A 6,076-nucleotide genomic window follows, 5' to 3' on the forward strand; every position below is an offset into this window, starting at 1 on the left:
GTCGGGGGATACCCCGTATCGACTCGTATATGGATCTCATCGACCGCTTCTTGCGTCAATCCGTCAGCGCGCTCGGTTTCCAACGCACCTATCTCCGGATGGTGAAGAACGAGCGGCGAATTCTCGGTGAGCCCGTCTCCCCCATACTCCAGGAACTGTTCGAAGACGCCGACGCCTACATTGCCGACGAGCGACTTCGGACCGAGCCGGAGGACCTCGATGATGAGGTACTCATCTCATGCGCTGCCCGCGCTCGGAGGGCTTTGCGGGACCTCGGCTACACCTGAAGAGTGTCCTTGTGTCACGAAACTCCCAGATCCGTCCTGGGTTTCGAACTCAGACCCCTTCTCTGGCGGGTACATCTACGCCTCACCCAAACTCGGCCGATATTGATCCACCTCGGTCTCAGCAGCAATCAATGCAGACAACTCGCCCTCCTGCTGGGCCACGAAGACACCGATCACCTGGCGGCACACCTCCGACACCGTGACTCCCTGCCGATCAGCAATGCGTTTCAATCCGACGAGCATTGATGTCGTCACGTGAAACTGCACCGCGTACTGGCCACACGAACCGTCTTCAGGCGCCGGGCCTGGACCGACGACCACCGGACCATCGACGCCGAACGCGTCCACGTCAGCAGCTCGGACCCGCTGAACACCGCCACTACTCGCGTCGTCGGCCGGGTCTCGAACTTCCTCGTGACTGAACAACCCCATGCCGATAACGCTAGACCTCCAGAATTCCCGGGCCCCGAGTAGTGCAATGTGAAGGTCAGACGGCGACGGGGGCTACACCATGGACGATGCGGTGAGCGACCCGCTGGTGCTCGGGCAGCGAGTGGTCGCAATTCTCGAGACAGGTGCGCGTGACGCCACCTACAAACTGGCCTTATTGATGGCGCTTATCGAGCACTGCATAGAGAACCTCCCAGACCGACGCGATGACACGCTGCAAGTACCGATTGCCGACCTCGCGCACCGCGTGATCGATCTGTACTGGCGCCAGGTCCGCCCGTTCGAAGGGCAGGAACTGATCCAGCGCCGGACGGGAAACAGAGCCCGCATCACCGACGCGACGAAGCGCCTGCGCGCAGCTGCCGGAATCGGAAACAGCGGGCTCTCGCTGGAGGTGGCGATGATGCGGGCGCCCGATGCCTACGCGGACGCGATGGACACGGTGGTCATCGCGCTGGCCAAACAACCGCTACCGCGATTGCAGAAACTTCCGGGCGCCGCCGCAAGTGACCCGTTCCTCTACGACGACTCGTTCCTCGGCGAGAACGTCTCTCGGAAGATCCTGCGAGCACACGACGACTCCATCGTTTTGAAGCCGGGCATCGCCTCCGGGCTGGCGCGTCTGGCCGGACTGCTCAAACCGGCGCTGGAGATCATGTGGGTTGACGACGTTCGGCGCATGAATCGGTTCCTCGACGCTGAGATCCCCGACGTGGCCGGACATCTGTTCGGTCGTGACCGCCTAGCGTTGTCGGCAATCCGGGAGCCGTTCAAGGACGCCTTCGGACCGCACTGCTTTTACTGCGTAGCTCATCTCCCGGCGAAGAATCCAATCGACCATGTGCTGCCCTGGTCGCTCGTCGGAATCGACGGCCTGGCCAATCTGGTGCTCGCCTGCGCGCGGTGCAACACCGACAAAAGCAGCGCGTTGCCGGCAGTGGCTATTATCCGCCGGGTACTGCACCGCGATCGAAAGACGCTGGAAGACATCGCCTCTGAGCTTCAGTGGCCGACGCAGCACGACCGGGTCATTGCCGCGGCGCGCGGAATCTACCGCGGACAACCAACGGGTGTCCCCACATGGGCGGGCTACAAGCAGACGGAACGCCTCGATATCGGCTTCTCACCGCAGTGGCCCTGACGAGTAGTCCGGCGCCGAACTGATCCGCTACATCAGCGTAGGCGCACTGGTGAGCCTGTCGGGTCCGCATCGGACAGGGACTGCGGCGCTATTGCCGTACCCCGATCGCGTGGTCGTCCCCTCGGTGGTGACGCACACAGAGTCGGCGTAGCAGTCTTTCATTGGATTTTGTCGTGCTTCGCAAGGTTATGGCGGGCACACATCAGTTGAATGTTGTCGGCCACGAGTGATGATCCGCCGCGCGAGTACGGGATGATGTGGTCGAAGTGAAGGTTGTCGGTACTTCCGCAGTTGACACATCTGCCTTGGTCACGCTTCCACACGGTGAGCTTCACTTCCGTTGGGATGAGCCTGTTTTGCTCTAGACGCGGCTCGCGCGAATCGACGTTTGGCGTGGCATCGGGGTCTACCTCGAGCCGGAACTTGAACACCAATCGCCCGTTTGACTCTTCTCGCCAGCCATCGACGAGCTTGAATATGCCGTTAAACGTCCAGATGCCGGTACGCATTTTTTCGTAAACCCGCACCCGTTCCGTCGGAATCCCAAGTGCCCGGTGTTGTGAGGCAGCTTCAAGGAACAGCCCGTTCTGGGTTAAAGAGCCCCCCGGTCCCCGCTCAGGCTGGTCCAAAGTCTTCGGGTCAGGCCCGCCCCTTGTCTGTGGGGTGTCGTGGCCCTCATAAATGAGGACGCGACCATCTTTTTCGATGCGGTCGTCGTAGGGTGCGCCGGGCCGGCGGCTCATCAAGATTATTGTGGGCCGTCCGTTAGTACCGAAGTTCATGCCGCGCTGTAGGTTGGTACCTTCCTCGCGGCACATCTCCAGGTAAGAAATGACTTCACCTGGCACAATCACAGGCTGGATGTTAGGCGATGCGCCTCGGCGAGGTTGTAAACACGCGACGCCTGAAGCGCATCCGCGGACCCGACAACGGTCATAGGCCGACGATCCCGGGGAGGTCCAGGCCGCAGCCGCCCACGGAAATCGCAATTCCGCGTTGGCAGGGCACTATCGCGAGAAGCTTCGTCATCGGGACGACCGTGCGCTTGGAATATGACTCCAACTCGTCATGAAATGGCCGTTTTTGCATGCACTACAGTCCGCGTCCCTTGCCTATCGCCGATTCAGCGCGCATCCCAGTTGAGGTAATTGGTTTTGCGCGTCGCCGCCCGGGTCCTAATCTCCCTGCCTAGCTCACATCCGCGCCATACGATCACCCCGTGCAACCCGAAACAGCCACCGAGCAGCGCCACGTCTCCGGCACCGCCGCCGTGATGACCGTGCTCGCGATGGGCCTCGGCTACGCCGTCTCCATCGGCGACCCGACCACCCTGTCGGCCAACCTGCAGGTCGTCTCCGCCGGGCTCGGCATCACCGGCAGCACCGCCACCTTCATCGCCAGCCTCGCCACCCTGACCATGGCCGCCACGGTGCTCTCCGCCGGCGCCCTAGGCGACCTCTACGGCATGCGCCGCCTCTACATGGTCGGCCTCGCCGGCGCCGCCGCCTTCAGCCTGCTGGCCGCCGCCGCCCCCGTCGCCGCCGTCCTCATCATCGCCCGCGCCGGCGTCGGCATCGCACTCGCCTTCCTCATCGGCCTCTCCCTCGCCCTGACCAACGCCGTCTTCTCCCCCGAACGCCGCGCCGCCGCCATCGCCGCCTACTTCGGCGTCGGCTACGCCGTCTCCACCCCCATGCCCGCACTCGGCGGCACCCTCGCCCACGCCATCGGTTGGCGCGCAACCTTTTTCCTCGTCCCCGTCATCGCGACTATCGGCCTCGTCATCACGTGGCGCTTCGTCCCCGAGACGCTGCGCAGCAGCCGCCGCCTCGACATCCCCGGCATGGCGCTGTTCGCCGTCGCGCTGCTTTCGTTCATCTACGGCATGTCCCGCATCGAGACCGGCATCGACGCCGTCGGCCTCACCTGCATCGCCGCCGGCCTGGCCGCCGGCGTCGCCTTCGTCGTCCGCGAGCGCAGCACCGACCACCCCGCGCTCGACATGCGCGTCTTCCGGTCCAGCCGCTTCAACGCCGCCGTCGCCGCCGGCGTCGTGTTCAACATCGTGCTCGGCGGCTCGATGATCCTGCTGGCTTTCTACCTCGTCACCATCCGCAAGGAATCCCACGAGCTGTTCGGCTACCTGCTCATGCCCGCCACCGCCATGGCCGCGCTCGCCGCCCTCTCTGCCGGACCCGTCGCGAACAAGTTTGGCGCCCGCACCGTGATGGTCACCGGCCTGGTGCTCATGCTCGGCGGCCTGGTGGTACTGCACAGCTACACCCTCGACACGACCCGCGTGACCGTGTTCATCACGGCCGCGTTGATGGTCATTGGCGGTGCCTTGGTCACCACCCCGCAGGCCATGATCATGATGAGCAGCGCCCCCGCCGACCTCGGCGGCGCCGTGTCCGCCGTCAAAAGCGCGGTCAACGAAGGCGGATACTCCCTTGGCCCAGCGCTATTCGCCCTCGTCGGCATCAATCTGTTCCTCACCGATAGCGCCCATGACCTGTCGAGAGACGGCGTCACCCGCGCCGAGACGCGTGAAGCGCTGATCACCTCACACGGCGGCCACAGCGGCGCGACGCTGGTCAATCCCGACCAGGCCCGCCTCATCGTCGACCAGGCACCGAACAACGCGATCGACGCCATCCACACGCTCAGCCTGATCATGGCGGCCGGGCCGATCATCGCGATCATCCTGGCGCTCTCGCTGATCAAGCCCAGCCGCTGAGGATCATTGCCGGTCTCTCGGTATCAACGGGCACTCCTTGCGAAGCCCAGCGGCAGCGGCTGCCGCGGACATCGATCCGTTCTGGTATCGAATGTCCACTGATTCCGCTGCATCCGTGGAACGTTGCGCATCTGCAATCTGTCCGAGGGCGTCGGCCATCTCCAGCGCATGTGCGCGGATACCTGGCGACGCAATCTGCGAGGCCTTCTCCCGCATGTCTCGAGCAGCAGCGTCCTCGAACTCCACAGCCTTCGTCGCCTCGTCACCGTCCGGCGCTTCCACCATCGCGTTCAGGGAGGCACTGAGTGACGTCCACGTCTCGACCACATCGGCCGCTAGCCGACAATCGCCGTCAGACCGACTCTGCTGCCGGACGATCAACACAGAAGCAACGACGCCGAGAGCGACCAGGACGCAGACTACAAGCCACCGTCTGCGTGTAGTCATCAACGAGATCGGGCTATCACGGGAAACCCTGGACTGGGATGCCGAATGTTCCCGGCCATCAGTTCCACCTCCCCGGAACGCTGCACGACAGAGCAATCCTAAAGGCTTACCGAGGCGGACCCGAGCGGCATAAAGTGGTCAGGTGGGCCCCTCGCCCGCCAGGGTCGGCTCGATCGTCGGCTCCGGGTACCCGGCCGAGCGCACTGCCTCCCGCACCGCGGCATCCACCGCGTGCACAGAACCAACAGGCACCAATGCGATCACGCAGCCGCCGAAGCCGCCGCCCGTCATCCGCGCCCCCAGCGCACCCGCCGACACCGCGCTCGAAGCGATCAGGTCGAGATGCGGCGTGGTGATCTCGAAGTCATCCCGCATCGACTCGTGCGACTCCGTGAACAACGAGCCGACGCGGCGGAAGTCGAACGCCGACAACGCCTCTACCGTGTCCAGCACCCGCTGATTCTCCGTGACGATGTGCCGGGCCCGACGCTGATCCTCGCCAGACAGCGACGATACCGACGAGGCCTCCCGCAGCGAGGGGACACCCAGCGTCGCCGCGGCCCGCTCACACGACCCCCGCCGCGCGGCATACTCACCGCCGGCGTGCTGATGCCTCGCCTGCGAGTCGATCAGCAGCAGCGTCACGCCGTGCGCGTCGGGGTCGAACGGGACCGGGGTGACGGTGAGGTCGCGGAAGTCGATCAGCTGCGCGCTCCGCGGCTGCGCGTAGAGGATCGCCAACTGGTCGAGCAATCCCGTTGGTGCACCGACATAGTCGTTCTCTGCGCGCTGCGCGATGCGCGCCTGCTCCACAGGAGAAACAGAAAGACCCGCGGCCGAAAGAAATGCCCCTAGAACTGCGCATTCCAGCGCCGCCGACGACGACAGACCCGAACCGATCTGCACACCACTGCTGATTGCCAGCGTCCCACCCGGCACCGGATAGCCCGCCTCCCGCAGCGACCACACCACCCCCGCCACGTACGCCGCCCATCCGTCAACGTCGCCGGGCAC

At 64.6% G+C, this 6,076-nt stretch carries 6 protein-coding genes; 3 read left to right on the forward strand and 3 right to left on the reverse strand.

The genetic code is table 11. From position 1 onward, the window contains the following. Positions 1-29 precede the first annotated feature (29 nt). On the forward strand, positions 30-287 hold the full coding sequence (locus DMB80_RS17830; RefSeq protein ID WP_111511078.1) for a colicin immunity domain-containing protein: 258 nt from the start codon (positions 30-32) through the stop codon (positions 285-287). Between the two features lie 75 nt (positions 288-362). On the opposite strand, the gene DMB80_RS17835 is transcribed toward DMB80_RS17830, so the two are convergent. Then, positions 363-719: a hypothetical protein gene (locus tag DMB80_RS17835; protein WP_111511079.1), complete on the reverse strand. Its 357-nt coding sequence runs from the start codon at positions 717-719 to the stop codon at positions 363-365. Between the two features lie 79 nt (positions 720-798). Here DMB80_RS17835 and DMB80_RS17840 point away from each other — a divergent pair, with 79 nt between their 5' ends. Continuing rightward, the gene (locus DMB80_RS17840) at positions 799-1,878 is read left to right on the forward strand and encodes an HNH endonuclease (RefSeq protein WP_111511080.1); all 1,080 of its coding nucleotides are present in this window, start codon (positions 799-801) and stop codon (positions 1,876-1,878) included. 158 nt (positions 1,879-2,036) lie between these two features. Here the strand turns inward: DMB80_RS17840 and DMB80_RS17845 are convergent, their stop codons facing one another. Next, on the reverse strand, positions 2,037-2,621 hold the full coding sequence (locus tag DMB80_RS17845) for an HNH endonuclease (protein ID WP_240431253.1): 585 nt from the start codon (positions 2,619-2,621) through the stop codon (positions 2,037-2,039). A 530-nt stretch (positions 2,622-3,151) separates the two neighbouring features. Between DMB80_RS17845 and DMB80_RS17850 the strand changes: the two genes are divergently transcribed. Next, a complete protein-coding gene (locus DMB80_RS17850) occupies positions 3,152-4,615 on the forward strand; it encodes an MFS transporter (RefSeq protein WP_240431254.1) in 1,464 nt (487 codons plus the stop codon). Positions 4,616-5,200: 585 nt separating this feature from the next. Here the strand turns inward: DMB80_RS17850 and DMB80_RS17860 are convergent. After that, on the reverse strand, positions 5,201-6,076 hold an 876-nt coding region (locus DMB80_RS17860; protein WP_111511082.1), incomplete at its 5' end, for a GHMP family kinase ATP-binding protein.

Source organism: Mycobacterium kyogaense (assembly GCF_003254575.1).
GTDB classification, from domain to species: Bacteria; Actinomycetota; Actinomycetes; order Mycobacteriales; family Mycobacteriaceae; genus Mycobacterium; species Mycobacterium kyogaense.

What these genes read in the sequence shown, in the direction of transcription:
- DMB80_RS17830 (WP_111511078.1), top strand. Translation starts at nt 30, where the DNA reads ATGGATCTCATCGACCGCTTCTTGCGTCAATCCGTCAGCGCGCTCGGT.
- DMB80_RS17835 (WP_111511079.1), bottom strand. Translation starts at nt 719, where the DNA reads ATGGGGTTGTTCAGTCACGAGGAAGTTCGAGACCCGGCCGACGACGCG.
- DMB80_RS17840 (WP_111511080.1), top strand. Translation starts at nt 799, where the DNA reads ATGGACGATGCGGTGAGCGACCCGCTGGTGCTCGGGCAGCGAGTGGTC.
- DMB80_RS17845 (WP_240431253.1), bottom strand. Translation starts at nt 2,621, where the DNA reads ATGAGCCGCCGGCCCGGCGCACCCTACGACGACCGCATCGAAAAAGAT.
- DMB80_RS17850 (WP_240431254.1), top strand. Translation starts at nt 3,152, where the DNA reads ATGACCGTGCTCGCGATGGGCCTCGGCTACGCCGTCTCCATCGGCGAC.